26 protein-coding genes are annotated in these 24,941 nt (G+C 62.0%); 11 read left to right on the top strand and 15 right to left on the bottom strand.

Translation table 11 applies throughout. The features are described 5' to 3' along the window. Positions 1 to 150: 150 nt before the first annotated feature. Entirely contained in the window at positions 151 to 969 is an 819-nt protein-coding gene (locus tag GG26_RS08025) for a hypothetical protein (RefSeq protein ID WP_011430821.1), read from the bottom strand. A 103-nt stretch (positions 970 to 1,072) separates the two neighbouring features. On the opposite strand from GG26_RS08025, the gene GG26_RS08020 reads away from it, so the two are divergent. Further along, positions 1,073 to 2,335 (top strand): class I SAM-dependent methyltransferase, encoded by a 1,263-nt coding sequence (locus tag GG26_RS08020; RefSeq protein ID WP_011430820.1) that lies wholly within the window; start codon positions 1,073 to 1,075, stop codon positions 2,333 to 2,335. A gap of 134 nt (positions 2,336 to 2,469) precedes the next feature. Continuing rightward, positions 2,470 to 3,960 (top strand): Ig-like domain-containing protein, encoded by a 1,491-nt coding sequence (locus GG26_RS08015; RefSeq protein WP_414389846.1) that lies wholly within the window; start codon positions 2,470 to 2,472, stop codon positions 3,958 to 3,960. A 67-nt stretch (positions 3,961 to 4,027) separates the two neighbouring features. Here GG26_RS08015 and GG26_RS08010 read toward each other — a convergent pair whose 3' ends face one another. From GG26_RS08010 to GG26_RS07980, 7 genes are all read right to left on the bottom strand, one after another. Beyond that, a complete protein-coding gene (locus tag GG26_RS08010) occupies positions 4,028 to 4,288 on the bottom strand; it encodes a SemiSWEET family sugar transporter (RefSeq protein WP_041438445.1) in 261 nt (86 codons plus the stop codon). Further along, positions 4,285 to 5,460 (bottom strand): class I SAM-dependent methyltransferase, encoded by a 1,176-nt coding sequence (locus GG26_RS08005; protein WP_414389843.1) that lies wholly within the window; start codon positions 5,458 to 5,460, stop codon positions 4,285 to 4,287. The genes GG26_RS08010 and GG26_RS08005 overlap by 4 nt, the downstream gene beginning before the upstream one ends. Positions 5,461 to 5,522: 62 nt before the next feature. Beyond that, on the bottom strand, positions 5,523 to 5,696 hold the full coding sequence (locus GG26_RS08000; protein ID WP_011430814.1) for a hypothetical protein: 174 nt from the start codon (positions 5,694 to 5,696) through the stop codon (positions 5,523 to 5,525). Between the two features lie 47 nt (positions 5,697 to 5,743). After that, positions 5,744 to 6,289 carry an NAD(P)H-quinone oxidoreductase subunit J gene (locus GG26_RS07995; RefSeq protein WP_011430813.1) on the bottom strand — a complete coding sequence of 182 codons (546 nt, stop codon included), beginning with the start codon at positions 6,287 to 6,289 and terminating at the stop codon, positions 5,744 to 5,746. A 1-nt stretch (position 6,290) separates the two neighbouring features. Then, complete coding sequence (locus GG26_RS07990; protein ID WP_414389839.1) at positions 6,291 to 7,031, bottom strand: NADH dehydrogenase subunit K; 741 nt, start codon at positions 7,029 to 7,031, stop codon at positions 6,291 to 6,293. Beyond that, entirely contained in the window at positions 7,022 to 7,384 is a 363-nt protein-coding gene (ndhC, locus tag GG26_RS07985) for a photosynthetic/respiratory NAD(P)H-quinone oxidoreductase subunit C (protein ID WP_011430811.1), read from the bottom strand. Before ndhC ends, GG26_RS07990 begins: the two co-directional genes overlap by 10 nt. A gap of 84 nt (positions 7,385 to 7,468) precedes the next feature. Further along, positions 7,469 to 7,732, bottom strand: coding sequence for a hypothetical protein (locus GG26_RS07980; protein ID WP_041438440.1), 264 nt, complete (start codon positions 7,730 to 7,732; stop codon positions 7,469 to 7,471). A gap of 159 nt (positions 7,733 to 7,891) precedes the next feature. Between GG26_RS07980 and GG26_RS07975 the strand changes: the two genes are divergently transcribed. The 3 genes from GG26_RS07975 to GG26_RS07965 all read left to right on the top strand — a co-directional run bounded on the left by GG26_RS07975 (position 7,892) and on the right by GG26_RS07965 (position 10,116). Next, positions 7,892 to 8,548, top strand: a complete 657-nt coding sequence (locus GG26_RS07975; RefSeq protein WP_011430809.1) for an XRE family transcriptional regulator — start codon at positions 7,892 to 7,894, stop codon at positions 8,546 to 8,548. A 151-nt stretch (positions 8,549 to 8,699) separates the two neighbouring features. Further along, positions 8,700 to 9,512, top strand: a complete 813-nt coding sequence (locus tag GG26_RS07970; protein ID WP_228375265.1) for an OmpA family protein — start codon at positions 8,700 to 8,702, stop codon at positions 9,510 to 9,512. Positions 9,513 to 9,630: 118 nt separating this feature from the next. Next, entirely contained in the window at positions 9,631 to 10,116 is a 486-nt protein-coding gene (locus tag GG26_RS07965) for an ATP-binding protein (protein WP_011430807.1), read from the top strand. Here GG26_RS07965 and GG26_RS07960 read toward each other — a convergent pair. Together GG26_RS07960 and murA are read right to left on the bottom strand one after the other, a co-directional pair. Next, entirely contained in the window at positions 10,113 to 11,243 is a 1,131-nt protein-coding gene (locus tag GG26_RS07960) for a geranylgeranyl reductase family protein (RefSeq protein WP_011430806.1), read from the bottom strand. The genes GG26_RS07965 and GG26_RS07960 overlap by 4 nt on opposite strands. Before the next feature lie 121 nt (positions 11,244 to 11,364). Beyond that, complete coding sequence (gene murA, locus GG26_RS07955; protein WP_414389859.1) at positions 11,365 to 12,717, bottom strand: UDP-N-acetylglucosamine 1-carboxyvinyltransferase; 1,353 nt, start codon at positions 12,715 to 12,717, stop codon at positions 11,365 to 11,367. A gap of 436 nt (positions 12,718 to 13,153) precedes the next feature. Here murA and GG26_RS07950 point away from each other — a divergent pair, with 436 nt between their 5' ends. The 4 genes from GG26_RS07950 (at position 13,154) to GG26_RS07935 (ending at position 16,629) form a co-directional block, all read left to right on the top strand. After that, positions 13,154 to 13,807 (top strand): DUF3386 domain-containing protein, encoded by a 654-nt coding sequence (locus tag GG26_RS07950; RefSeq protein ID WP_011430804.1) that lies wholly within the window; start codon positions 13,154 to 13,156, stop codon positions 13,805 to 13,807. A gap of 119 nt (positions 13,808 to 13,926) precedes the next feature. Then, on the top strand, positions 13,927 to 15,189 hold the full coding sequence (locus GG26_RS07945) for an N-acetyltransferase family protein (RefSeq protein ID WP_414389833.1): 1,263 nt from the start codon (positions 13,927 to 13,929) through the stop codon (positions 15,187 to 15,189). A gap of 27 nt (positions 15,190 to 15,216) precedes the next feature. Beyond that, positions 15,217 to 15,834 (top strand): Npun_F5749 family FMN-dependent PPOX-type flavoprotein, encoded by a 618-nt coding sequence (locus tag GG26_RS07940; protein ID WP_414389830.1) that lies wholly within the window; start codon positions 15,217 to 15,219, stop codon positions 15,832 to 15,834. Between the two features lie 231 nt (positions 15,835 to 16,065). Further along, on the top strand, positions 16,066 to 16,629 hold the full coding sequence (locus GG26_RS07935; protein ID WP_099813029.1) for a hypothetical protein: 564 nt from the start codon (positions 16,066 to 16,068) through the stop codon (positions 16,627 to 16,629). A 214-nt stretch (positions 16,630 to 16,843) separates the two neighbouring features. Here the strand turns inward: GG26_RS07935 and mraY are convergent, their stop codons facing one another. From mraY to GG26_RS07910, 5 genes are all read right to left on the bottom strand, one after another. After that, positions 16,844 to 17,866 (bottom strand): phospho-N-acetylmuramoyl-pentapeptide-transferase, encoded by a 1,023-nt coding sequence (gene mraY / locus GG26_RS07930; protein ID WP_414389857.1) that lies wholly within the window; start codon positions 17,864 to 17,866, stop codon positions 16,844 to 16,846. A 171-nt stretch (positions 17,867 to 18,037) separates the two neighbouring features. Further along, positions 18,038 to 20,413, bottom strand: coding sequence for a phosphoketolase (locus GG26_RS07925; protein WP_011430799.1), 2,376 nt, complete (start codon positions 20,411 to 20,413; stop codon positions 18,038 to 18,040). Positions 20,414 to 20,512: 99 nt separating this feature from the next. Next, complete coding sequence (locus GG26_RS07920) at positions 20,513 to 21,628, bottom strand: pentapeptide repeat-containing protein (protein WP_414389826.1); 1,116 nt, start codon at positions 21,626 to 21,628, stop codon at positions 20,513 to 20,515. A gap of 22 nt (positions 21,629 to 21,650) precedes the next feature. Next, entirely contained in the window at positions 21,651 to 22,025 is a 375-nt protein-coding gene (locus GG26_RS07915; RefSeq protein ID WP_011430797.1) for a DUF1257 domain-containing protein, read from the bottom strand. Between the two features lie 119 nt (positions 22,026 to 22,144). Next, on the bottom strand, positions 22,145 to 23,281 hold the full coding sequence (locus tag GG26_RS07910) for an AI-2E family transporter (RefSeq protein ID WP_099887391.1): 1,137 nt from the start codon (positions 23,279 to 23,281) through the stop codon (positions 22,145 to 22,147). Between the two features lie 76 nt (positions 23,282 to 23,357). On the opposite strand from GG26_RS07910, the gene xseA reads away from it, so the two are divergent. Continuing rightward, positions 23,358 to 24,644, top strand: coding sequence for an exodeoxyribonuclease VII large subunit (gene xseA / locus GG26_RS07905; RefSeq protein WP_346426057.1), 1,287 nt, complete (start codon positions 23,358 to 23,360; stop codon positions 24,642 to 24,644). Continuing rightward, positions 24,625 to 24,861: an exodeoxyribonuclease VII small subunit gene (gene xseB / locus GG26_RS07900; RefSeq protein ID WP_011430793.1), complete on the top strand. Its 237-nt coding sequence runs from the start codon at positions 24,625 to 24,627 to the stop codon at positions 24,859 to 24,861. Before xseA ends, xseB begins: the two co-directional genes overlap by 20 nt. The last annotated feature ends 80 nt before the right edge of the window (positions 24,862 to 24,941 follow it).

Below are 24,941 nucleotides of genomic sequence, written 5' to 3'. Positions count from 1 at the left end.
TGCGCCAGAGAGAGCAGATTCTCTGACGCAGGGATCGGTCCTGTGAAGAAGACGGCTTCCAGGATGACAATTTGGGTTAGAGTTTAGCTCACCTCTTGGGGCAACGTCACAGCCCTAGAGCGCAATCTTTGCCCAGTTAGGGGATTGGAATTACAGGCGCAAGCGGTAGGGCTCTTCCTCGGGAAAATCGGGCAGAGGAGGTGGGAGAATCTCGATCTCGCCGGTGGGCAGCGTCCGCAGCACCGTCCCCAATTGGGTCAGTTGTTCCAGAACAAACTGGCGGGTATCCCGGTCGCTGGTGGCATTGAACACGCTCAGCCAGACATCGAAGCGGGAACGGCGGCTGAGGGGGCTGCGGGCGATGTTGTCCCCCAGTTGGCGAAAGTCGTCGCCGGGCAGGCCCACCTGTTCCCGCCAGGCGGCAGCTTGGTAGTAGTCGCGGCGGCCCGCTTCCGCATCCCCCAAAAACATGAAGTTGATCAAGGCGCGATCCACGTAGAGCCGCCAGGCGTCGGGATTGTTTTGGGGGTTAAACTGCTGCAGGCCGCGATCCAAAATCTCGACAGCTTTTTCCGGCTGGCCGGCCCGATAGGCCAACACCAAGCTAGACAGCCGGTAGCCCAAGAAAAAGTTGGGATCCAGTCGCAGCATGTGGTCGAAGTACTCGTAGGCGAGGCCGTAGCCGGTTTGGGCACGAGCAGGGGCGTCGCCGTAGTACTGGATCAGCTCCAGCCACAGCCAGGAGGCGCCCAGGTTGCGGTAGCCCAGCCAGCCCAGGGTGGTGGCCAGGGCGATGTTGCGGTTTTTGCGGGCCTCGGCATTTTCCAGGGCCTCTAGGTTGATCCGCTCCAGCATCGGCACCTGCAGCCGCACCACCAGGATCCCGCACAGCAGCGCCCCGCCCACGGCGGCCAGGGTGCCTGCCAGGGAGAAACGGGAGCGGCGACGGGGCAAAGCAGCAGCAGTCATAGCCAGTTCTGAGCGGATCCCTCAACGGCTACACTCAATCATAAATTCATCCTGCCTTTGCATCGACTGCTCTCTCGCTCTCTGTTGAGCTTTTCCTCTGCGTATGACCAGATCCGCCCTCTCGGCTGCAGACCGGGCCCTCAGCCTCTACGAGGCTCTGCCCTACCCCAACGTGCCCCTCTCGCAGTCGGCCCGCAATGCCCTGGGGGAGATGTTCAAGATGAGCTATACCACCGCCCAGTACCTACGCACCCACGCCCTCGTCCCGTCCGAGGGCAAGGTGATGCTCAACGCCGGCTGTGGCTCCGGCTGGGAGACGCTGATGATGGCGGAGGCCAATCCGGGCGCCCAGATCGTGGCCTGTGATCTGTCGCCGGCTTCGGTCAAGCTCACCGAGGAACGCCTGCGGCACCACGGCTTCACCGATGTCCAGTGCTACGTCCTCAACGTGCTGGAGCTGGATCGCCTGGGGATCCAGTTCGATTTCATCAGCCTGAACGATGTTTTGTATTTGTTGGCGGATCCCACTGAGGGCTTGCGGGCGATGAAAAAAGTCCTCAAGCCCGAGGGCATCATTCGCGCCAATCTCCACAGCCGCCGCCAACGCCAGGTGTTTCTCCGCCTGCAGGCAGCTTTGCAAAAGGTGGGGCAATTCGACGTCCCGCCGGCGGTGGGGGCGCAACATGTGCGGGAGTTCATGGGATCCCTGCAGGAAGAGGTGGCCAAGGCGGTGCTGTGGAACCCGGCCAGCTATACCGAAGATGCCGCCATCATGAACAACTATCTGCTCTCCAACGACAAGGGATTCACGATCCCCGAGGTGTTTGGCATGTTGCAGCAGGCGGGGTTGGGCTTTTTAAGCCTGGTGGATATGCCCGACTGGTCGCTGGAGTCTCTCTTTAAGCAAGTGCCGGAGTTTGTGCGGCAACGGCTGGAAACCCTCAGCGTCATGGAGCGGCTGCACCTCTACGAGCTGATCCGGCCTGCCCATCGCCTCATCGACTTTTGGGCCGAGCACGCCGGCTCTTCCCTGGTGCTACCTTGGACGGATGCAGATTGGTTGGCGGGATCCGTGCAATTCAACCCCCTGCTGATGGACAACGCTCGCTTCCACCAGGAGTACAACAAGGCCCTGCAAGAGAACTGCACCTACGAAATGCAGTGGACAGGGGCCACCCACGGGCGGATCCGCATCCCTGCCGAGAAGGTGAAATGGCTGGCCCCGCTGCTGCAGGGGCCAACTCCGGTGGCAAAGCTGATTCAGCGGGTCGTCGAGTTGGGATCCCTGACGGAAGAACAGGCAACTGACGAGGTGCTGACCTTCCTGACGGCGTTGGAAGACTTTCTATTCGTCATGCTGCAGTAGAGCCGTTTTCCCGTTCCCGACCAATCCCAACTCCCCTCTCCCTCTGGGAGAGGGGTTGGAGGTGAGGGCAGTGGCGCGGAGTGCCTGGGAAGTGTCTTAATCTGGTTTGAGAGGTCGAAAACTGTACGACTCGGATGTCTGCCTGGCCGGCACGTCGCTTCTATGCAGCTCTGCAGCGAGGGCTGACCCAGCCCCTGGATCGCTGGGTGGCCGGGATCACCCTCTGCAACTTGGCGGTTGGGGTGATCTTACTTTTGCTGGGCAACCACACGGCCCCCTATGTGCGGGACTTTAACTGGCAACAGCAGCGGGTGGGATCCCAGGAACTGCAGATGGTGCTGACCTTCAACCGCCCTATGGATGCGGACAGCGTTGCGGCCAACCTGGAGATCCAGCCGCCTCTGCCGGGCCGGATGCGCAAGCTGGGCCGCCGCTTTTTTTGGACGCTGACAGAGCCGGCCCCCTACGGCCAGACCTACCGGGTGCGCCTGCAGGCAGCCGTGGATGAGCGGGGCCAGCCCATGGCGCGGCCTTTTGAGGGCGAGTTTCGCACGCCGGATCGGCAGTTGTTGGGGATCGGCACGGAAGCAGACCAACGGGGGCGGCTGTTGCTCTTTAACCTGGAGACGGGATCCACCACTTTGCTGACGCCGGCGGGGCTGAAGGTTACCCAGATGCAGCCCAGCGCCGATGGCCGCTTCGTCTACTACTTTGCCACCGCCAGCACCATCCAGCAGCAGGATCTCTACCGCCTGGATCTGGAGGATCTGTCTTCCCGGTTGCTGCTGGACCACCAGGGCTACCAAAACCTGCGCTTCCAGGTCTCGCCGACGGGGGAGCTGGTGGTAGCGGAGCGGATCCCCCTGCAACGGGATCCCCTGGCTCCCGTCCAGACGGAACTGTGGATCCAGAAAAGGAGCCGGGATCCCTTTGAGCGGCTGGATCTGGATACGGCTTTGGGGGGAGACTTTTTCATCAGCCCTGATGAGAGCAGCCTGCTCATCTCCCAGGGGCAGGGGGTGGGGATTGTGCCCTTGCAGCCGCGGGCGGCAGCGGAGAGCTTTTTGGCCCAGTTCGGCCAAACCTTGGCCATCCGTCCCGATGGGGCTTTCGGGGCTTTGCTGCGCTTCAATCCCGACTACACCCGCAGCCTCTTTATCGTCAGCAATACCGGCACCAGCGAGGAGATTTGGGTTACCGAGGGATCCGTAACCAAAGGAGCTTTTTCGCCGAGGGCACCCGTCTTTTACGGCTTGGTCAGCGAGGCCGAGTTTGTTGGTGAGGGCGCGTTGGCATCTCTGGCCTACACCGAGTCCCCCCGCTTGCTGGCAGTGGTGTTCGGCAGCGGCGGCGCGGCCCCGGCGGGCAAGACCGTAGAGGTGGGGCGGGCCGACTATCCCTTTGAGCTGGACTTCAGCCTTTCCCCTGACGGCCGCCTGTTGGCCTACACGCTTTTGGAGCCCTTGCAAGAGGAGATCCCGGATCCCTGGGCCCCCTTTAGCCGCACTGGGCAAGCGATCCGCAGCGGGCAAGTGTGGCTGGTGGACTTGCAAGATGGGCTGCCGATCCCCAACAGCCGTCGCCGCCTGCCGCTGAGCAGCAGCGCACTGGCCTGGATCCCTTAGTCAGGAGGAGTTCTAGGCAAGCAAGGCCTAAAACCCAGGCCAGATGCAGAGCAACTCCCCTCTCCCCCTAGCGAGCCGAGGTTCTCAGTTTGGTTAGGATAATCACTCCCACCAGCGCCAGGGTTACCGTGTTGGCAAGCAGGATGACCGCATCTTGGCGCAACAGGCCGTACAGATCCCACATCAGGATCCCTGCCCCAAACAGCAGCAGGTAGCTCCAAGAAAAATCGTCCGCCTTTTGGCTATGCCAAGTTTTCCAGGCTTGCGGGAAGAAACTGGCAGTGGTCAGAGCAGCAGCCGATAGGCCCACCCAAAACGTGAGGTTCATAAGTGTAGCTCCGGCTCGACAAAGCCCTGCAGCGGCTGGGCCGCTTCCGCCTCGCTCAAGCCCTTGGCCTGCAGCAACACCCCAAAGCTCCCCAACCCCAGCGGATCCAGCAGAGCGTGAAGGGCATGTCGCCGTTGCAACACCTGGCCCAGATCCCCCCCCTCGTCGCCAACTTGGCCGAGGGCGGCCAGCCTTTCCGCCAATCCCAGGTTCACCAAAAAGCAGCTCTGCTGGGTGAAGCCCAGGCACTTGAGCCCCAGAGACTCCCCCACCTGCTGCAAGGTGGTAAAGTCCACGTGGGCAGTGAGATCTTGGGATCCCACCCAGACATAGGGATCCGCGTAGGTGCCGTGTTGGCGGTAGGCCAGGAGCGTGCCCTGGAAGCGCTGGGGGCTGTAGTAGCGCTGGGCGGTGTGGCCGTAGTCAAGGGTGAGCACGTAGCCCCGCCGCAGCTTGCGGGCCAGAAGCTGGAGCCACTCTAGGGCCTTGAGGTTGACCTCCGTTTGGTAGCCGGAGGGATAGGTGGCAATCGGGATCCCCAGGCGGGCAAAGTACGCTTCCAGCGCGGGCGTAGAGAGATCCCCTAACACTTCTCGGAAGCCCTCCCCCTCCGCCCAATCCACGTAGATTTCTCGCAAGGCCCCCGCCTGCACCTGCACCCGATGGACTGGGAAGGCGTCCACCAGCTCGTTGGAAAAAAAACAGCCGGTTACCGAACCATCTGGGATCTCGTCCCACTCTAGCCAGCGCACCTTCTCGCCATAGCCGGCCAAGCGCTCCCGCTGTAGCCGCCGCAAAAAAGCAGAGCGCTCGAGGATCCCGTACTCCAGGGCTTGCCAGAAGTCGGGCCAATTGGAGCACACATAGGCCAGCCAATCTTCGGCCAGGCGCCCGCTGCCCGCCCCCATCTCAATCACCGCAAAATGGGGAGGGGATCCCAAAATGTGCCAGAACTGGAAGATCTGCTCAGCCAACAGTTGGGCAAAATCCGCCGCCAAGTGAGGAGAGGTGCGATAGTCCCAGCCGAGGGGGAGATGCTCCCGCTCGTAGTAACCCAGACCTGGCTCGTAGAGGGCCCACTCCATGAACTGGGCAAAGGTCACGGGTCCTCGGGCGCGAATGCGGCTGCCGATCAGCTCTGGCAACCTCCGGTCGGCCTGCGAGGGCGACAAGGGCAAATCCGGATTGCCCAAGCCTAAGTCTTGCCTAGAAGGGCTTACCAATGGGGATAGACTCACTTGTTCAAGGGACGACGCCAATTTTGGCGAAACTGGCGGTTGGTCAAGAGCAGCAGTGGCCAGAGGGCCGACACCGCCCACTTTCCAGAGCCTGAGTAGATGCGATCCGCCTTGCGGGCTGAGTACCAAACTCCCCCTGCGTAGATTGCCAAGAGCAAAAAAGGCCACATTTCTCTCACGTCCTGCGAACGCTGCTCAGCCGGTTAAGGGATCCCCCCTAGTAAGCGTCCTGCAACTCATAGAAGTCAGGCGTGATATAGTCCTTGCGCAGCGGCCACCCAATCCAGTCTTCCGGCATCAAGATCCGCTTCAAGTTGGGGTGTCCCTCAAAGATGATGCCGTACATGTCATAGGTCTCCCGCTCCTGCCAGTCCGCCGACTTCCAGATCCAGTACACCGAGGGCACCCGCGGATCTTGGCGGGGCAGCTTCACCTGAACCCGCACCTCCTGCGGCCGATCTGCCCCGTCCGCCAGTTTGATCAGGTGATAGAGGCTGACCAGGGGTTGCCCTGCCCCCAGGTCGTAGCCGCACTGGCACTCCAGGTAATTGAAGCCGTAGGCATAGAGGGCAGTACACACAGGCAAGAGAAAATCCCGCTCCACCTCCAGCAGCTCCACCCCGGCGGCATCTCTGCCCAGGTACTGATGGTCAAAGCCGTTATCGGCGAGGAACTGGGAAACCGGCCCCCGTTCCAGCGTCGCCAACGGCTCTGTCGGCTCGGCTGTCGAGGACGGCTTTTGCTGGGCTTTGTCCTCTGTCATCTCACATCCCTCCCCGCAAAGCTTTGAGCTGCTGTTCCGCCTGCTTGAAGTCGGCAGTCTGCAAGGCCGGAGGCACCGGCAGGCCAATAGCCGCCGCCAGTTCCGGTGGAGGAGCTTGGCGGGTCTCGCTCTCCAGATACTTGCCGGTGATGATCTCCGGCACCGGCTTGAGGTTGTGCTTGACCGTGTAGTAGCGGTGGGTTTGTTGCAGGCGGCCCCGCTCCCGCATGTCTTCGGCGGCGATCTTCTTGCGCAGCTTGACAATAGCATCCATGATCGCCTCCGGACGCGGCGGGCAGCCGGGAATGTACACGTCCACAGGGATCAGCTTGTCCACCCCTCGCACCGCCGTGTAGGAATCGGAGCTGAACATGCCGCCGCTGATGGTGCAAGCTCCCATGGCAATGACGTACTTGGGCTCGGGCATCTGTTGGTAGAGCTTAACCAGCGCCGGCGCCATCTTCATGGTTACCGTTCCCGCTGTGATGATCAAATCAGCCGTGCGCGGCGAAGAACGGGGCAACAGGCCAAAGCGGTCGAAATCGAAGCGGGAGCCCAGCATGGCTGCAAACTCGATGAAGCAGCAGGCAGTGCCGTAGAGGAGCGGCCAGAGGCTGGACATCTTCGCCCAGTTGTACAGGTCGTTAACCGTAGTGAGAACGACGTTGTTCGAGAGGTCTGTGGTAACTTGCGGGGCAGACGCCGGAAACAAGACTTCCGGCTCCTGAGAGGTCATGACCATTCCAGCGCTCCTTTTCTCCAAGCGTACACAAGGCCCACCACAAGGATGGCGATGAAAATCAGGGCCTCCACAAAGGCCAGCAGTCCCAAGCGATGAAAGGCCACCGCCCAGGGATAGAGGAACACGGTCTCCACGTCGAAGATCACGAAGACCAGGGCGAACATGTAGTAGCGGATGTTGAACTGGATCCAGGCCTGGCCAAACGGCTCCATCCCCGACTCATAGGTGCTGCGGCGCAGGGATCCCCGCCGCTTTGGGGCCAAGAGCGCAGAAGCTCCCAGAGCCAAGACCGGCAGCAGAGCGCAGACGATCAGAAAGACCAGCAAATACTCGTAGCCGGATAAGACAAACACGACGCCAGACCGCCTCAGGTGCTCAACATTTAGATACGTTTTCAGTATAGAGCCAGTCTGCCGCCTCCCGGCGCTGCCCGATCTTTAGTTCTGCTGATGGTCTCGATTGCGGGAGTGGCGTTTCTCCAGCCAACCCCACACCCCACTCAGCAGGGCTCCAGCCATCAGGATCCCCAGTGCCGGCTGGAACAAAGGCAACCACAGCCGCAGCCAAAGTTTGTAGCCCAGCGGGATCCCGATGAAAGCTCCCGTTACCGAGAAGACAAACCAGACAAACCCGGCAAACACCAGAAAGACCAGGGCAATGAGAAAATGATCCAGCCAGCGTTTCCAGTCTGAGACGGTCATAGGGAGCAAGCCAGAGCAGGTGAAGTCTCTCAGATCCTACTACTGGAAACCCTGCCCTCTTCCCTCCAACCCAGCATAAGCCCCTGCCCCTCACGAGGGTTGACTTGTCAACAGGTAGTGGTAGAAATTTAGTTGTACACAACCCGTAGCGTTAAGCCGATGTCCACCTCCTCTGATTCCTCCTTTGCCGACCGTTTGCGACAGGTGATCGGCGATGAGGCCATTTATGCGTTTGGGCGGCGGGCCGGCATTAGCGATACAGCCTTGCGCAGTTACCTCAAGGGATCCGTGCCCGGCATCGACAAGGCCGTGAAAATTGCCCAGGTGGGGGGGGTGAGTCTCAGTTGGCTGATTACGGGGGAGGGATCCCCGCGGCTGGAGGCTGGCGACGCCAAAACGGAGTATGTATACGTGCCTCTGGTGGATGTGGTCGCCTCGGCAGGGGCGGGGGCGCTGGTGCGGGAAGAGTCCATCGAGTCGGTGCTAGCTTTTGAGCGTAACTGGCTACGGGCCCATCTGAAGGGGAACCCGGATGGGCTCAGTTTGATTCGGGTGCAAGGGGACAGCATGTCTCCCACCTTGGAAGATGGCGACTGGATCTTTGTCGAACGGCAAAAAGAGCTGGGGGGTGAGGGCATCTACGTCTTTCAGAGGGATGGCGAGCTGTGGGTCAAACGGCTGCAACGCCTGTCAGGATCCCGAGTAAAAGTTATCAGCGACAACCCTCGCTTCCCGTCTTTTGTGGTCGATTGTGCGGATCCCGTCAACGGCCTGATCCTCATAGGACGCTATCGGGGCCGTCTCAGCTTCGACTAGGCTTTTGCCGAGGATGGCGGGAAGGGGTAGCCTGAGCAGCCCCTAATCCCCTTGGCAAGCTGCGGTCGCCGGATAGGATCGACTCTAGGCGTTGAGTTGAGCCCGGTTTTCGCTCCTCGCCTGCGCCCATCTAGCCAGAGGTTTGCCTGCGATGCCCCGCCCATCGGAACGTGCAACGGTCTTTCTCAATCTCTCGAGTGGGATCCTCCTGGTCGGCAGCGGCATCTGGGCGGGAATGGTGCTCCCGCAGCCGCTTCAGACCCAACCGCTGCCAGTTCCCCAGCCGCAGGCCAACACGCCGCCGCTCCTGCCCACCCTGTCTCCACCCCAGGCCAGTCTCCCAGCGGTGAGCCCAGATGCAGATTCACCAAAGGGGAATCCAAATCACGGCGGCTCCACGGATCTGGAAAGGGAGATTCGAGAACTCCGCCAGCAGGCCATCCAGCTTTTGATCCGCGTTGAAGAACTGGAGTCGCGGCTGCAACGGCTGTCTTCCCCAGCAGCGGCCCCTGAGCCGAGGCGAGAATCGGCCACCACTGCCGAGATCGCCCCGGAGGGAGCAAGCGTCCCTGCCCCCACCGCAACGCCGACCCCTACCTCTTTTCAGGTGGGAACCCGAACCATTAGCCTGCCGGGCGATCTGCTCTTCGACTTCGACAAGGCCGAGATTCGGCCTGAGGCGGCCTCCCTGTTAGCAGAAGTGGCCAAATCTTTGCGGGAAATGCCCGGCGCCCGCGTTCAAGTCAACGGCCACACCGACAACATCGGTTCCTTGAACTATAACCTCGACCTTTCCCTGCGCCGCGCCAACGCTGTGAAAGACTACTTAGCTAACCTGTTGCCGGAAGACCACCCCATCAGCTGGACAACCTCTGGCTTTGGCCCCACCCTGCCGGTGGCCGACAACGATACGGAGGAAGGGAGACAGCGAAACCGCCGCGTGGATCTCATCATCGCCCCCTAGTGGCCCCCCCAAAGTTGGGGGTTGGCAGGCTTGAACAGCGCCTTAGTCTAGAATCAACTGGTCCGATCCCTGGTGGGGGCGAGGGCCAAGGCAACAGTCTGAGCTTTGGGGTTCGATTTTGAACGCGGCAGGGATCCCGTCGGGGGAAAAGCAGACCTTTGCGCTGAGAGTAGACACAACCCTGGATGCTCTCAGCCAAGTTTTGACGTGGTTTGAGTCTTTCCGCGACGCCGGCATTCCGGGCCCCATCTGGTTGGAATGCCAGTTGGCCTTGGCGGAGGGCTTTACCAACGCCGTTCGCCATGCCCACCGCACTTTGTCTCCCAGTACACCCATCGATATCGAGCTGGTTCTGATGCCCCAGGAGCTGGAGCTGCGCATCTGGGATCAAGGGCAGGAGTTCAACTTGGAGGAATTCTTCCAGAACCGAGCAGCCAGCAGGCCCCCCGACGCCGAGGTCGAATCCGAGGGGGGACGGGGTATTCGGCTGATGAAGGCTCTCTCCACCCACCTGAGCTATACTCGCCAGGCAGATGGCCGCAACTGCCTGCTGATCAGCAGGCGCTTCGACGATCCCGCCCCCCTCTCCCAGCGGCCGGCCTAGGCCAACAGGCCAGCGCTCAACTGGCGAATGGCCGAGCTGGCCACATCGCTGTAGCGCAGCTCACCGGCCAAGATCTGGCCCATGCGCCGAGTGGCTCCCGGTCGCTTGACGCCTACCCTGTAGCCGACGCCCGGAAAGCGGTAGAACAGCGCCGCGATCCGCTTGGCCCAACGCATCTCTGAGCCCCACTCCTGCTGCACGCGGGCGGAGTAGTTCGCCAGGGCTTCGGTATCTCCCGCCAGGGCTTGGTCGATGGCCTGCGCTGCCAGCATGCCAGTGAGGAGGGAGGGGCGGATCCCTTCGGCGGTAAACGGATCGACGACACAGGCAGCATCTCCCACCAGGAGGGCATTTTGGCTGTGCAGGGGTTGATCCCCCTCCCAAAGACAGATGGGATGGCCAAACTGCCTGACCGATTTCAAGTCCACACCAAAGCTTTGGGCATACTCGGCGGCGATTTCCCGCAAGTTTTGTTTTTCGCCACCCCGAAAGGTGCCTGCCCCGATGGAGTAGCCATCGGCTTTGGGGAAGTTCCAAATGTAGCCGTTGCTCACGGCGCCAAAGTCGAAATGGGCGGCTGCGGTTTTTGGCTCTGAGACGGGCACTTCTGCTTCCAGGGCGGCAGCAAGGCGGCGCTGCCGGTTTTGAAAGCCGAGCCACTTGGCCATCGAGCCTTTGGCCCCATCGGCCCCGATCACATACCGACCCCAGACCGGGCCGGTGGCTGTCATCACTTGCCAGCGGTCGCTCTGCCACTCAATGCCGGAGACGGGACATTCCGTCTGGAGTGCTGCCCCCTGCTTTTGCGCCTGCTGGATCAAGTAATGGTCGAAGACCTCCCGCCGCACCATCCATACCGGCTCTTTCAGATCCAGGTCGGCCACGACCGGATCCCCGCCCCGCCAGGTGTAGCGAATTTGCCGGATCTTCAGCGAAATGGCGGGACTGAAATCGAAGTCAAACCAGGCCGCCACCATGGGAGAAACGCCGCCGCCACAGGGTTTGTAGCGGGGCAAAGGATCCTTCTCCAAGACCAGCACTGAGCGCCCCCGCTTGGCCAGGTGATAGGCGGCCGAGCCGCCGGCAGGGCCAGCGCCGACGATGACACAGTCGTACACTTGGGACATGGCTCTCGATCCCCAACCCCTTCTCCCTGAATTTGGGCTGTCGGCTCCTAGCCTACCGCATCCTTTTTCCCTCAAGAAAACAAGGGGGAGGGGGCCGGCGGATCCCCCCAACGGCGTAGGCTCAAGTGGGCCAATTCTGCAATGGGATCCCCTTTCCATCAGCTTGTTCAGGCTGAGGGGTGGCCGGGATCCCTGCCGGGTTGTTACAGCGATACACCTTGGCCCCAACGCTGCGCAGCTTTTCATCGATAGCTTCGTAGCCGCGGTCGATGTAGTGGAGCCCGTGGATAGTAGAGCAGCCCTCAGCCGCCAGGCCAGCCAACACCAGAGCTGCCCCCGCCCGCAAGTCCGTGGCCACCACCGGCGCTCCCGACAGCGACGGCACCCCCCGGACAATGGCCACCCGGTTCTTGAGACGAATATCCGCCCCCATGCGGTTGAGCTCGGGAATGTGGTGCATGCGGTTTTCAAACACCGTCTCCTCGATGGTGCAACTGCCCTCGCTCAGGGCAGCCAAGGCCATGATCGGCGCCTGCACATCGGTGGGAAAACCTGGATAGGGCAAGGTTTGGATATCGGTTGCCTGGCAAAGCCAGCCCGAACTGAGTTGAGCCGGGGCAATGCGCAGCCGGTTGGGGCCTTCTTCCTCCACCCGCAGCCCCATGTCGCGCAGCTTGGCAATCACCGCTCGCAGGTGATCCGGGATAACAGGGCCAACCGTGAGTTCGGAGCGGGTGATGGCCCCGGCAATGAGGTAGGTGCTGGCCTCGATGCGGTCGGGAATGACCGTGTACTCGGTGCCGTGCAGGCGCGGCACCCCTACCACCACAACCGTATTGGTGCCCACGCCACGGATGCGGGCTCCCATCGCCTGACAAAAACGGGCCAAGTCGGCCACCTCCGGCTCTTGGGCAGCATTTTCAATCACCGTTTCCCCTTCGGCCAGCGTAGCGGCCATCATCAGCGTCTCGGTGGCGCCGACGCTGGGATAGTCAAGGTAGATGCGGGTTCCCACCAGCTTGCGGGCATAGGCATGAACCACGCCGTGCTCGATTTGAACCGTTGCCCCCAACGCTTGCAGGCCCCGCACATGCAGATCCACCGGACGCGAGCCGATGGCACAGCCGCCGGGCAGAGGAACTCTGGCCACTCCCAGCCGCGCCAGCAGCGGCCCGATGATGAAGAAGCTGGCCCGCAACTGGCTGACCAACTCGTAGGGCGCCTGGGAAGTTTTGAGGGAGCTGGCGTCTAGGTCAAGGGTATTGCCCACATGGGACACCTTAACCCCCAGGGTGGCCAGGATCTGCCCCATGCGTTCGATGTCCAGCAGGCGCGGCACGTTGTGAATTCGACAAGCGGCAGGAGCCAAAAGGGATCCCGCCATGAGCGCCAAAGCTGAGTTTTTCGCGCCGCCGATGGGAATGTGGCCGCTCAAGGTCTGCTTGCCGACAATTTTCAGCACTGGCCCCATCATCTCCGGCGGGGCTGCCACTCTGGTCTGGGCCGGCGACAGGTTAGGCGCTAGGGATTCCGTCCTGCCGACGCGATTGTCAAAAAAATCTCTCAATCTTCCTCCTCACCCACCAAAAATAGAAAGGCTCTTTCCAGAGAATACTCCGGGGATCAAAGCAGCAACTAAACTTGCAGGCCAAAACTTAGGGTGACGAAGGAAGAGAAGCTCCAGTGGCTATGCCTCTATCCTACAGCAGCGGATGGGCAATTAGCTATGTCAGCTCTTTGTGGCGCGAAAACCCCTGGCTGATCGCTGTGGGGAAGCAGGCCCTGGGCGTAGAGAGTATGTCAACAAACGCAGGTTCCTGCCGCGGGCGGCTAGGGGGATAGCCTGGCAGCAAGGGGCAGTATGATGGATGGTCATGAGAAGCGCTTGCCAGTAAGACAGGAGACACTCGATGACCGCGACCCAAGTTTCTGCCGAAGAGTTGTTTCGGGCCGCCTACGAAAATCGCTACACCTGGGATCCCGACTTTCCGGGCTACAGCGCCGAGGTCACCTACTGGGATGGGGAGCGCACTTTTGTGGGCCAGGTGCGAGTGGGGGCAGACCTAAAAGCGACGGTTACGGGCGTGGAGGATGAGGAAGCCCGGAAAGCCATTCACAATCAACTTTGGGAGATTGCCGTTCACCGGGTGCGCCGCAGCTTCGCCGAGACCCACGGGAACAACACTTTTCGCTATGGCCAGATCCTACCCGATGGCACCGTGGAGATCCTGGTGGGCGGCAAAGCCGAAGGGGATCGCTACCACGTGCGCGACAACCAAGTTACCATGGTGCATCGGCATATTCACGGTATGGTGGTTACTATTCACACCTTCAGCAGCCACGACACGGGCGAAGGCTACCTCTCCCACCGCTACGACTCCGTCTATCACGACGCCAAGACTGGCGAGCAGAAGGGTGGGCGCAGCCAATTTGAAGATCTCTACACCAAAGTGGGCAAGTACTATATCCTCTCGGAGCGGCGCATTCAAACAGAGACGGAAACCGGCCCTGTGGAAAAGCGCTTTACCTTCCGCAACCTGGCGTTGCTGGATGCGGGGGCCTGATTGGCCAAAGGCCAACGGAAAGCCCGATAATCTCATTTGTGGCAGCAACGCCCCCCTTAGATAGAAGAAGTGGGGGATCCTGAGCTATGCTTTGAGTATTCTCCCGCCCACACTTTGGCATGGACAACCCTGCGGAAAAGCCCAACCCGGATTCCAAAGCTCCTAAGGAGGCTCCCGAACTGATTCTCCGCCCGGCTCAACTGGGTGATCTGGAGGCGGTGGAGGAGATTTTGGCTCAAGCTTTTGATGAAGAGTACAGCGGCCGCTCGGTGGACATTCGTCGCCAGGTGCGGCGGCTGCGCCGGTGGTATGGCCCCCTGAAAACTTTGAGCCTGTTTCCCAACCGTTTTCAGCACATGTTTACGGTGCATGTGGCGGAGCTGGAGGGCAAAATCCAGGGGGTCATTCAAGTTTCTCCCTTTAATCATTCCCGCAGCACCTGGCGGGTGGATCACATTGCTGTGGTGCCCTCCGCCCGGCGGCAGGGAATCGGCTCTAAGTTGCTCAGACACTGCATGGAGCACTTTCGCGAGGCCCGCACCTGGATCTTGGAGGTGAACATCCACAACAAGGGGGCGATGGCCCTCTACCGCCACAACGGCTTCCAACCGCTGGCCCAGATTACCTACTGGTCGATCCGGCCCGAGATTCTGGCCGCCCTCAGCCAGCACGAGCCCATGCTGCCCAACCTGGTGCCGGTGACCAACCGGGATGCCTACGCCATTTACCAACTGGATACGGGATCCATGCCGGCCACCGTGCGCCAGGTATACGACCGCGACGTGAGCGATTTTCGCACCAGCCCGCTGGATTGGCTCCTAGATCAGGCCAAATGCGTCATCAGCCAAACGGAACGGGTGGAGATGTGTGTCTATGAGCCGGAGCGGAAAACCGCTATCGGCTATTTCAACCTGAAGTTGGACCGTACCGGGCAGCAGCCGCATGTGGCCAAGCTTACGGTTCACCCCGCCTACACCTGGCTCTATCCTGAGCTCATGGCCAAGATGGCCCGGCTCACCCAAGCCTATCCGCCGCAGGCTTTGGCTTTGGCCTCCACCGATTACCAGCCGGAACGGGAGGAATTTTTGCTCAAGCTGGGAGCCCGGGACGTGGAGCGGACGCTGTTGATGTCGCGCTCGGTGTGGCACAAGGTGCGAGAAGCTCGCTCCCCATGGTACAGCGAGTATCTCGCTCTGGTGCTCCAGAAATTGCCGGTGAAACAGCCGGTGCCGGAACGCTTCGAGGGGCTGGCAGAGGGCTGTCTGGAGCATCCCTTTCATTCCCTTCACCCAACTGGTCTGGATTCCCATTCCGTTCGGCCGGAATCCTCACTAGGACAGGCCAGGGATCCGCAATCGGAAGCTCCTCCCCCTCCCGGCTAAAGTCTCGGCTGGCACCTGCGCACCCCTATGAACGAGTTGAAGGATAACCCGGCTGGGGATCCCTCTTGGCGGACGTTGCTGCAGGCGGCCTTGCACCGCAACCGCAGCGACGCGGGTGTGCGCTATTTGCAGTTGGCTACGGTGGATCCTTGGGGGCACCCGCGCAACCGCACGGTGGTCTTCCGGGGATTTTTGGGGGATACCGACCGCATTCAGTTGGCGGTGGACAGCCGCAGCGAGAAGATCTGCCAGATCGCCCACTGCCCACTGGCCCAGATCTGCTGGTACTTCTGTAAAACTCGCGAGCAATTTCGCATTGCCGGCACTCTCGAGGCCATCACCGCCGACCACCCGGATCCTCGGGCGCAGCAGCACCGACAACAGTTGTGGCAACAAATCTCGGAAAAAGGACGGCTGCTCTGGTTCTGGCCGCAACCTAAAGGCCCTCTTGCCCCACCCGAGGCTTTTGTTGAAGAGCTGCCCCCCGAAAAGGCATCTTTGCCACCGCCGACATTTGTCCTACTGCTGTTGGATCCAACGGAGGTGGATCACCTCCAGCTCAAGGGAGATGCGATCTATCCCCAGCGACGGACTCTGTATGAGCGCAGCCCGCAAGGGTGGAAATGCCGAGCGGTCAACCCCTAGAAGGATCCCAGCCGACTGCAGGTGGGAGGGGGGAGCGGTTTTCGCCTTCCGAGAGAAGGTTGAATGAATATTGAAGAACAGACAAGGATAGAGGTGTTAGCGTGGCTGAACAACCGTCCTATTCTGAGCGCGACGCCGCCTGCGGGCTGGATCTGCTCACCAATGGCGAGGTCACGGTCGCTCAGCTTCTTTCTCAATCCGGCATGTAGCACTCCTGGTTGCGGTAATCTGATGTCTGTTTCCATCCGCTCATTTCCTGCCTGTATCACCCAAGCTGTTGCCGCTCTTGTTGCCGGCGGGCCGCCGAAAGGGACCTTGCGGGGCAAGCTGCGCCAGAGATCCCTGGGGTTGGCTGCCGCTTTGGTTTGGGGTCTGGCTCTCGTTCGGGGGTTGGCAGCCCAGCCGATGTTAAAATCCCCACAAGGCTCCTTCGAGGGGAATGCAGCTCCTGTCCTGCCCTCAGAGTCTGCCTTCCCCACCTCCACCCGCACAGGAGCCTTTCGAGTCGGCAATCGCACCCCTCACCCGATTCGGCTGGTGATCTTGATGCGCAGCGGTGGACGGCTGCTCAACCCGGAAACGGCCCACTGGGACTTTGCGCCCGGAGAAGGGGGCAGCGAGGGGCTGGTGCTGAGTTTGGGCGAGGAGCCATTGCAGATCGGCCCCGGCGATATTGTGGTGGCTTTTACCCTGGATGGAACCGCTCGCTACTGGGGGCCGAACGTGGTGGGAGAGTCGCTGGCGCCCTTTTGGAATGAAGAGAGCGGCTTTTGGTCGATGATCCTGCAGCCTTAGAGGGCTCTGCGGGCGGCCTAGAAGCCCTTTTCAACCATTTTTGAAATTGCAGCCATTTGGGTTGGAGACAGGATGCTGTACCCATGGACAAATCTCTGCCCAGGGCAAGCCACAACCCTTAAGTCAGTTTAGACCTCCTCCCAACCCCGAAAGCAGCCCCAAGTCCGGCTTCGGCGCTTGGCCCCTGCCGTGGTACCCCTGGATCCTCTGCCTCTCAAGCGCCGGCCCAGTGCCACCAGGCCCAGCCCAGCCCCACCAATAGCGCCGTTAGCCCATAGAAGCACCCCACCACCTGCACCTCCGACCAGCCCCCCAGCTCCAGATGGTGGTGCAAGGGCGACATGCGCAGCAGCCGTTTGCCTTGTCCGGTTTTGCGTTTGGTGTATTGGAAGTAGCCCACCTGCAGGATCACCGACAGGGCCTCTGCCACCAGCACCGCGCCCATCCAGGCCAGGGCCCAGAGCTGATCCCCCAACAGCGCCAGCCCCGCCAGAGCGCCCCCCAACCCCAGGGATCCGGTATCGCCCATAAACAGGCGGGCCCGGTGGTGGTTGTGCACCAGAAAGCCCAGACAGGTGCCGCTCAAGGCAAAAGCCACGAGCGCCAAAACGGGATCCGCTGCCGTCAGCCCCAGCCCTGCCAGGACAAGGGCCACCATCCCTGCCGCCAGGCCGTCCATGCCGTCGGCGAGGTTGACGGCGTTGTTGGTGCCCACCAGCACAAACAAGGCCAAGGGCCAGAACAGCCAGCCCAGGGGGAGGGCGCCTATTCCCGGCAGGGTGAGAACGGTGGGGATCCCTTGCCAGGCCAGGTAGCCACAGAAAACCAGGCCGATCCCAACTTGGAGTAAAAGCTTCGATTTGGCAGACAACCCCTTGTTGGAGCGCTGCCGTATGACCAGCCAATCGTCCAGCCAGCCAACCACGGTGTAAGCCAGGGTCAGTAGGGCCACCGCCAGCCATTGGGGATCCCAGCCGCTCCCGATGCCGGCCACCAGCAGCCCTACGGGCAAAAAGCTAAGGCCACCCATGGTCGGCGTGCCCGCTTTTTTGTGGTGGGACTGGGGCCCCTCCTCGCGGATGACCTGGCCTGCCTTCCAGCGCCGCAAGACCGGGAGAAGCAGGGATCCCAGCAGGGCCGAGCCCAGCACGCTCAATCCAAAGGGGAGGGCCACCTGGGGCCGGATCCCGATGACCAGCGCTGAGAGGGCCAGGCCGAGAACTAAGGAGAGGGCCATCCCTCCCCAGTCCGCCTCTTCCAGCCGGGGAAGGGTATCCGCATCCACCCGTTCTGAACCCCTCACATTCTCAACCTCCAGCACAACCGCCCAGAACGCTCCGGCAGGAGAGCCCAAGAAAACTCTACCCTGCCGGCGGCTAGAGGTGAAAGTTGGGGGGAGGGGGATCCACTAGTAGGGCCACTTCCAGTTGCGCACCTCGGGCAGATCCTCGCCGTACTTGCAGATGTACTGCTTGTGCTCCACCAGCTTGTCCCGAATCAACTGCTGGACGTGATCCCGCCGGTATTTGAAGCGCTCCACCCGCTCCAACACGTCGTTGGCCAGGTTGAAGCGATCCACCTGGTTGAGGACGCACATGTCGAAGGGAGTGGTGGTGGTGCCTTCCTCCTTGTAGCCGCGCACGTGTAGGTTGTGGTGGTTGGGGCGGCGGTAGGTGAGGCGGTGAATGAGCCAAGGATAGCCATGGAAGGCAAACACGATGGGCTTGTCAGGGGTGAAGATGCTGACAAACTCCTTGTCGCTGATGCCGTGGGGGTGTTCGCTGGGCGGCTGCAACTTCATCAGGTTCACCACGTTCACCACCCGGATCTTGATGTCCGGCAGGTGCTGCCGCAAGAAGTCCGCCGCCGCCAGGGTTTCCATCGTCGGCACATCGCCGCAGCAGGCCATGACCACATCCGGCTCCGAGCCCTGGTCGTTGCTGGCCCACTCCCAGATCCCCAAGCCCTGGGTGCAGTGCTTGATGGCGGCATCCATGTCCAGGTACTGCAGGGCCGGCTGTTTCCCCGCCACGATGACATTGACGTAGTGGCGGCTGCGCAGGCAGTGATCCGCCACCGAGAGCAGGGTGTTGGCATCTGGGGGCAGGTAGACGCGGATAACATCGGCTTTCTTGTTGACCACGTGATCCAGAAAGCCGGGATCCTGGTGGCTGAAGCCGTTGTGATCCTGCCGCCACACGTGGGAGGTGAGCAGGTAGTTGAGAGAGGGGATGGGCCGCCGCCAGGGGATGTGGCGGGTGGTCTTCAGCCACTTGGCGTGCTGGTTGAACATGGAGTCCACCAGGTGGATGAAGGCTTCGTAGCAGGAGAAAAAGCCGTGGCGGCCTGTCAACAGGTAGCCCTCCAGCCAGCCCTGGCAGACGTGCTCGCTCAGGATCTCCATCACCCGCCCATCGGGGGAGAGGTGCTCGTCGTAGTCGTAGATAGGCGCCACCCAGGTGCGGTCACTGGCCTCAAACACGGCGTCCAGGCGATTGGATGCAGTTTCATCGGGGCCAAAGAGGCGGAAGTTGTGGGGGTTGAGCTTCATCACATCTCGCAAGAATTGCCCCAGCACCTTGGTGGCTTCGGCTTCGAGGGTGCCGGGGTGCGGCACGTCCACGGCGTAGCGGCGGAAATCCGGCATTTTCAGCTCCCGCGTCAGCAGGCCGCCGTTGGCATAGGGGGTGGCGCCCATGCGCTTTTCCCCTTTGGGGGCCAGCTCCTGCAGCTCGGGCCGCAGGCGGCCGTTTTCGTCGAAGAGCTCTTCCGGTCTGTAGCTGCGCATCCACTCTTCCAGGATCTTGAGGTGCTCTGGTTTCTTGGCCAGATCCGCCAGCGGCACCTGGTGGGAGCGCCAGAAATCCTCCACCTTTTTGCCGTCCACCTCTTTGGGGCCCGTCCAGCCTTTGGGGGTGCGCAGGATGATCATCGGCCACTGGGGACGGCTGGGATCCCCCTTGGTACGAGCATGCTGCTGGATTTCTTGGATCTCGTGGATTACCGTGTCCAAAGTGGCGGCCATCAACTGGTGCATCTGGGCCGGATCGGAGCCTTCTACGAAGTAAGGCTTGTAGCCATAGCCCACAAACAGGCTTTGCAGCTCTTCACGGCTGAGGCGGCCCAGGATGGTGGGGTTGGCGATCTTGTAGCCGTTGAGGTGGAGAATCGGCAGCACTGCCCCGTCGTGGATGGGGTTGAGGAACTTGTTGGAGTGCCAGGAAGCAGCCAGAGGGCCGGTTTCCGCCTCTCCATCCCCGACTACACAGGCCACCAACAGATCGGGGTTGTCGAAGGCCGCCCCAAAGGCGTGGGCCAGGGCATAGCCTAGCTCTCCCCCCTCATGGATGGAGCCAGGGGTTTCTGGGGCCACGTGGCTGGGCACGCCGCCGGGGAAGGAGAACTGTTTGAAGAGCTTGCGCATCCCGTCGGCATCTTGGCCGATGTTGGGGTACACCTCGCTGTAGGTGCCCTCCAGGTACGTGTTGGCCACCAGAGCGGGGCCGCCATGGCCGGGGCCGGTGATGTAGAGGACGTTGAGGTTTTCCCGCTTGATGATGCGGTTGAGATGCACGTAGATAAAATTCAGCCCCGGTGTGGTGCCCCAGTGCCCCAGCAGGCGCGGCTTCACATGCTCTAGCTTTAGAGGTTCCCGCAGCAGCGGGTTGTCCATCAGGTAAATCTGCCCCACCGACAGGTAGTTGGCGGCCCGCCAGTAGGCGTCCATTTTGCGCAGTTCGTCGTCGGTGAGCGGTTTGGTTGAGAGCTGTTCTGCCAAAACCATAGCCGTACCCCCTAGGTATCTCTACTCTCATGCTGCTCCAGGTTGGGGCGGGGGCTTGGGGATCTTGGGATTCCTTTGGATTTGGCAGCGGTGGTCAGCCTACCACCACCAGGGCTTGAGGGGGGTGCCGTCGGGGAAGATGAGGCCGGCAATCTGGGATCCGCTGTGTTTGAGGCCCTCGATCTGGGCGCCTTCCAGGTTGGCCTGAGTCAGGTTGGCGCGGCTGAGGTCAGCCCGGCGCAGGTTGGCCCCCTGCAACTGGGCCTGGCGCAGCTCGGCGCCGCTGAGATCGGCCCCCTCGAGGTCGGCATTTTGCAAGTTGGCCCCCCGCAGATCCGCCCGCTGCAGGTTGGCCCCCCGCAGGTCTGCTCCCTCCAGGTTGGATCCGCGCAGATCCACGCGCTTGAGGTTGGCCCCCCGCAGCCGGATCTGGCGCAGCCCCAGCCCTCTCAAGTCGGCCTTGCTCAGGTCTTGGCCGGAGAAATCTTGCCCTTGTCCCCCCCAGTTTTGCAACTGCCAGATGTGGCGCAGCCGCTCCTCCAGGCGGGTCTCTTCCGAAAGCCGGGATCCCCGCAGGCTGGTGCCGCTGACTTTCGCCCCCCTCAGATCGGCTCCCCGCAGATCCGCCCCCTGGAGGACGGCGCCACTGAGCTTGGCCCCTTGCAAGTTAGCTTGGCGCAGATCTGCCTGGTGCAGGTGGGCGCCGTTGAAGTTGCAAAGACCCAGGTTGGCCTTTCTCAAATTAGCTTCGTAGAAGTTGGCACCCCCCAGCCGCGCCTCTTGCAGATCCACTCCCTCCAAGTCGGCGTAGGCAAAGTTCCGCTCCCCGCGCCGATAGGCCACGATGACCCCCTGGGCACCCCCCACCGGGCGAAAGGGGCTGTAGGTTCGACAGGCTTCCTCTGCCTCCGGCTGCTCGAGCTGGGAGAGCAGCCGCCAGGCCTCTAGGCGCACCGCCCAGGAGGTGTTGCCAGCAAGTGCTTCGATCAGTTCGGCCAGGCCTGCCGGCCCGTACTGCAGCAGCTGGGGCAAGGTGGCCAGACGCACCGCCTCGTCGCCCTGGGTGAGCCGTCGCCGCGCCCCCTCAAGCCCCCCCAAAACTAAGGCGTGGGCCGGGGCACCGCCGGCTGCGGCTCGTCCTCCCAACACCAGATCCCAAGGGCGGGGCCGGGATCCCTCACCTGTGCCCACCAAGGGTCGGGAGTTGCTGAGCATGAGCGGATGCCAATGGGCCCGGCTACACCCAGCGCCCCACCACTACGCGGATGGTGCCATCCTCTAGATGCTCCTCCGCCTCGATGGCGAAGCCCTGTTGCCGGGCAGAGCGCAGCAAGCTCTTGTGGGCGTAGCGCTGCAAAATCGGCTCCAGAAAGGTCTGGGGATCGATGCCCGCCCCCCACAGATCCACCACAAGCTCATAGTGATCCCCGTTGCGGCGAAAGCCGATGTCGAAGCCGTTCTTTTGCCGGATCACCAGATCGGCGCGGGTGCGGTTCCAGAGGTAGCCGCGCAGGCTGGCGTTCCGCTCCACGGTGTAGCCCAATTCCTTCAGGGTCTCTTCCAGCAGGTCGGCATCCTTGATTTGCACTTGCAAGGTGGTGAAGTGGGACATGGCGGTTCCGATCCTTGGACGGATGGAGACGGGATCCTCACTATAGAAGCGCCTCTGCAGTTGTGGAAGAAATGTGAAGGAGGATTACGTTTCCCGCGGCTCCCGTAACTTCTCTACCCTCACGGCAGCAGGATGGCGTTCTCGTTCTCCGGCTGCAGAGGCTTCCGCTTCTCCTGGGAAGCCGGGATCCCATCTCCCTTGGCCAGGGGCAAGGGGCGGGCCCGGGATCCCTGCCAGGGATCCAACACATCCCGAATCAGCACCTCCTGGATCCACACCTGCAGGATGGCCGCCAGCGGCACAGCCAAAAACAAGCCCAGCACGCCGAAGAAAAAGGCCGAGGTAACTTGGGCCACCAAAGTTAGGGCGGGCAAAAGCGACACCTGCCGCGACATGACGATGGGGGTGAAGACGCTGCTTTCGAGCTGCTGGATAAGGATGTAGAGCCCCAGCACCGCCAGCGATTTCCAGGGGGCATCGGTGAGGGCCACCAGCATGGGGGCAACCACGCTCAGGGTGGGGCCGATGTTGGGGATGAAATTAAACAGTCCCGCCAGCACCGCGTTGGCCAGGCTCAGGGGCACACCTAAAATCCAGAGGCCAATGCCGCTTAGCAGCATCACCAAGCTGCTGGTGAACAGGATCCCCACCAGCCACCCTCGCAGCGCCAGCTCGCAGCGCTTGAGGATGTAGCGGACGCGGGGGCGGTAGAAGGCCGGGAAAACCGAGACAAAGGCGCGGCTATAAGCCTGGGGATCCACCAACAACAGGATGGTGAGGATGATCACAAACAACAGATTGAGCAGGGTGGCGAAAAAGGCGGTGAAGGACTCGGAGAAAAAGTCGCGCACCTGGCGCACCAACTCGGTGGCCTGGGGCACCAAGCTATTGGCCAACTCCCGCAGCGTCGGCAGCTCGATATCCGTCGGCAACGAGAGGATGAGGCTCTCGAACAGCCGCTGCGCCTGCACGATCCCGGCGGGCACCCCATCGGTAAACAGCCGCCGCAACTGATCCGCCAAGGGAGGCACCACGATCAGCCCCACCAGAATCGCCCCCACCAGAACCGTCAAACCGGTGATGAGGAGCGAGGGGCCGCGGCGAAAGCCGTAGCGCTGCGGGATCTGGGCTAAGGTATCCAAAGCTACTGCCAAGACGATGGCCGCAAACACCAACAGCAGGATCTGCCGGATCTGCCAGAGCAGAACCAGCAAACCCAGCAATGCTGCCAGCCCCAGCCACTGGGCGAAGGTCACCGCAGCTCGCCTCCTCTCTCGCCCTGTCGTCGCCTATTCTAGATGGGATCCCGAGCATTTCCATGGGGGAGCCCGTATGCGCGATCTGGATCCGCAAGCAATGGCTCTGGCCTTTGATGGCCTCGACTGCGGGACAGAATCCTTTCTTGCCGAGGAAGTCCCCCTGCTCTCGGTGGGGGGAGTGTCCGGCTACTTGAAATCGCTGCTGGCCGGGGATCCCTACCTGGCCAGGCTGTGGGTGGTGGGAGAAGTCTCCAGTTGCCAGCGCAGCCGCAACGGCCACCTGTTCCTGACCCTGGTGGATCCGGAAAGCGGCGACCTCCTCAAGGGGGTTGTGTGGCAAAGTCAGACTGCCCGGCTCAGCTTCTGGCCAGAAGTGGGGCAACGGGTGCTGGCCCTGGGTCAACTTGGCATCTACAGCGGCGGCAGCTACTACCGCCTGGTTATCTGGCAACTGCTGCCGGCGGGCGAGGGGCTGTTGGCGTGGCGGTTTCAGCAGCTTAAGGCCCGCCTTGCCGCCGAAGGCCTGTTCGACAACCAGCGGCCCCTGCCCACCCACCCTCAGTGTATTGCCGTCGTCAGCTCTCCCGACGCCGCTGGCTGGGGCGATATCCGCCGCACCCTCAACCAGCGCTACCCCGGGCTGCGGGTGCTGTTTGCGCCAGCCCAGGTGCAGGGGGAGGCGGCCCCGGAGTCGATTGTGCGGGCCATTCGCCGGGTGGAGCGGGACGGGCGGGCGGAAGTGCTGATCGTGGCCCGGGGGGGCGGATCCGGCGAGGACTTGGCCTGCTTTAACGACGAGCGGGTGGTGCGGGCCATTGCCGAGTGCTCCATTCCGGTGGTGACCGGGATCGGCCACCAGCGGGATGAGACCTTAGCTGACTACGCTGCTGACTATGCGGCGCACACCCCCACAGCGGCCGCCGAGCGAGTTGTGCCCGATCTGCGGGAACTGCAGCGCCAGGCATTCCAGTTGCGCCAGCAGCTTGTCGAGCGCACCCTGCATGCTCTGGAAAAAGCTGAACAGCGTTGGCACCACGCCCAGCGCCGCCTAGCCCAGGTGCATCCGGAGCGGCTGCTGCAGCAGGCCCAGGAGCGCCTAGCCCAACAGCAGCAGCGCCTGGTCCAGGCCGTGCGCCACCGTCTCCAGCAGCAGCAACAGCGCCACCAAGCTCTCCAGCAGCACCTGCAAGCCCTCGATCCTGCCGCCGTTCTCAGGCGGGGCTATGCCCTGGTGCGCGACGAGCGGGGATCCCTGGTCCGCAGCCACCGCCTGCCGCCCCAGACCCGGCTGAGGATACAACTGGCCTCGGGCAGCCTCTGGGCCCGAGTGGAGGAGAGCCATGAGCCGCCGCAAACGTGAGGATCCCTGGCGCTACGAAGCAGCCATCGCCGAAGTGGAAAGTCTGATTGCCCAGATCGAATCGGGAGAGCTGGATCTGGCGGAGGTGGTGGAGCGCTTCCAACAGGCCGCCCAGACCCTGAAGCGCTGCGCCGAGTTTTTGGAGGAAAAGCGGCAGCAGGTGGAGATCCTCATCGAGGAATTGAACCAAGACGACGAAGACTGGCAAGCATTCTAGGGATCCCGCTCTGCCGTCGCCTCTTTGCTGCGCCGAGGCTTGACGGACAATGCTCGACCCGTAACAATCGTCAAGTTGTC

Origin of the sequence: Synechococcus sp. 'PEA 65AY6A-5F PE A' (assembly GCF_047462575.1) — a bacterium.
Taxonomy (GTDB): Bacteria; Cyanobacteriota; Cyanobacteriia; order Thermostichales; family Thermostichaceae; genus Thermostichus.
The sequence above is the reverse complement of the archived record's forward strand: the minus strand, read 5'-3'. Positions and strand labels throughout refer to the sequence as shown.

Coding starts and splice junctions, on each gene's coding strand:
- GG26_RS08025 (WP_011430821.1), bottom strand. CDS start 969: ATGACTGCTGCTGCTTTGCCCCGTCGCCGCTCCCGTTTCTCCCTGGCA.
- GG26_RS08020 (WP_011430820.1), top strand. CDS start 1,073: ATGACCAGATCCGCCCTCTCGGCTGCAGACCGGGCCCTCAGCCTCTAC.
- GG26_RS08015 (WP_414389846.1), top strand. CDS start 2,470: ATGTCTGCCTGGCCGGCACGTCGCTTCTATGCAGCTCTGCAGCGAGGG.
- GG26_RS08010 (WP_041438445.1), bottom strand. CDS start 4,288: ATGAACCTCACGTTTTGGGTGGGCCTATCGGCTGCTGCTCTGACCACT.
- GG26_RS08000 (WP_011430814.1), bottom strand. CDS start 5,696: ATGTGGCCTTTTTTGCTCTTGGCAATCTACGCAGGGGGAGTTTGGTAC.
- GG26_RS07995 (WP_011430813.1), bottom strand. CDS start 6,289: ATGACAGAGGACAAAGCCCAGCAAAAGCCGTCCTCGACAGCCGAGCCG.
- GG26_RS07990 (WP_414389839.1), bottom strand. CDS start 7,031: ATGGTCATGACCTCTCAGGAGCCGGAAGTCTTGTTTCCGGCGTCTGCC.
- GG26_RS07980 (WP_041438440.1), bottom strand. CDS start 7,732: ATGACCGTCTCAGACTGGAAACGCTGGCTGGATCATTTTCTCATTGCC.
- GG26_RS07975 (WP_011430809.1), top strand. CDS start 7,892: ATGTCCACCTCCTCTGATTCCTCCTTTGCCGACCGTTTGCGACAGGTG.
- GG26_RS07970 (WP_228375265.1), top strand. CDS start 8,700: ATGCCCCGCCCATCGGAACGTGCAACGGTCTTTCTCAATCTCTCGAGT.
- GG26_RS07960 (WP_011430806.1), bottom strand. CDS start 11,243: ATGTCCCAAGTGTACGACTGTGTCATCGTCGGCGCTGGCCCTGCCGGC.
- murA (WP_414389859.1), bottom strand. CDS start 12,717: ATGATGGGGCCAGTGCTGAAAATTGTCGGCAAGCAGACCTTGAGCGGC.
- GG26_RS07950 (WP_011430804.1), top strand. CDS start 13,154: ATGACCGCGACCCAAGTTTCTGCCGAAGAGTTGTTTCGGGCCGCCTAC.
- GG26_RS07945 (WP_414389833.1), top strand. CDS start 13,927: ATGGACAACCCTGCGGAAAAGCCCAACCCGGATTCCAAAGCTCCTAAG.
- GG26_RS07940 (WP_414389830.1), top strand. CDS start 15,217: ATGAACGAGTTGAAGGATAACCCGGCTGGGGATCCCTCTTGGCGGACG.
- GG26_RS07935 (WP_099813029.1), top strand. CDS start 16,066: ATGTCTGTTTCCATCCGCTCATTTCCTGCCTGTATCACCCAAGCTGTT.
- mraY (WP_414389857.1), bottom strand. CDS start 17,866: ATGGCCCTCTCCTTAGTTCTCGGCCTGGCCCTCTCAGCGCTGGTCATC.
- GG26_RS07925 (WP_011430799.1), bottom strand. CDS start 20,413: ATGGTTTTGGCAGAACAGCTCTCAACCAAACCGCTCACCGACGACGAA.
- GG26_RS07920 (WP_414389826.1), bottom strand. CDS start 21,628: ATGCTCAGCAACTCCCGACCCTTGGTGGGCACAGGTGAGGGATCCCGG.
- GG26_RS07915 (WP_011430797.1), bottom strand. CDS start 22,025: ATGTCCCACTTCACCACCTTGCAAGTGCAAATCAAGGATGCCGACCTG.
- xseA (WP_346426057.1), top strand. CDS start 23,358: ATGCGCGATCTGGATCCGCAAGCAATGGCTCTGGCCTTTGATGGCCTC.
- xseB (WP_011430793.1), top strand. CDS start 24,625: ATGAGCCGCCGCAAACGTGAGGATCCCTGGCGCTACGAAGCAGCCATC.